Source organism: Neisseria sp. P0021.S007 (genome assembly GCF_051956855.1).
The window spans coordinates 1-630 of the sequence record NZ_JBQCXA010000694.1 but is presented as its reverse complement, the minus strand read 5'-3'; the positions used below and the strand labels follow the sequence as shown (position 1 = coordinate 630).

The following is a 630-nucleotide window of genomic DNA, read 5'->3' as shown; positions in this document are numbered from 1 at the left end:
CCTTCGAGATAATCCCAAGCCTGACGGTAGCCCACGCAGCGCATAGACGGCATATCGGCATGCAGCTGCGGATAATCGCGGCGTAAGGCGTGCATTTCATCGAGGAAACCGTGTTCCAGCATATTTAAAAAGCGTTTTTCGATTTGCTGGTGTAACAAATGGCGGTCTTCGGGAATCAGGGCAACCGTGCATAAATCCAATAAGGGCGCAGCCTGCTTCTGCTCTGTGAAATGTTCGCTCAAAGGCTTGCTGGTCAGAAGATAGACTTCCAAAGCGCGCTCAATACGCTGACTGTCATTGGCTTTCAGACGGCCTGCTGTAATCGGGTCAACTTCCTGCAAACGGCGATATAGGCCTGCCAGACCGTGTTCGTTTTTTTCTGCCTGAAGCTGTGCGCGCACTGCCGCATCCGCGCTAGGTAAGTCGTTCAAACCTTCCGTCAGCGCGTGGAAATACATCATCGTACCGCCGACAATCAGCGGATAGCGACCGCGCGCATGTATTTCGTTCACCAAGCGCACGCAGTCGCCGACAAAATCTGCCGCACTGTAACTTTCCAGCGGCGAAATAATATCAATCAAATGATGCGGTACGGCGGCAAGCTCTTCGGCAGTCGGCTTGGCCGTACCG

1 protein-coding gene is annotated in these 630 nt (G+C 53.5%); it reads right to left on the bottom strand.

From position 1 onward, the window contains the following. Positions 1-630, bottom strand: a 630-nt coding sequence (miaA, locus tag ACTHUR_RS15425; RefSeq protein ID WP_440399513.1) for a tRNA (adenosine(37)-N6)-dimethylallyltransferase MiaA, incomplete at both ends; no start/stop codon positions are given.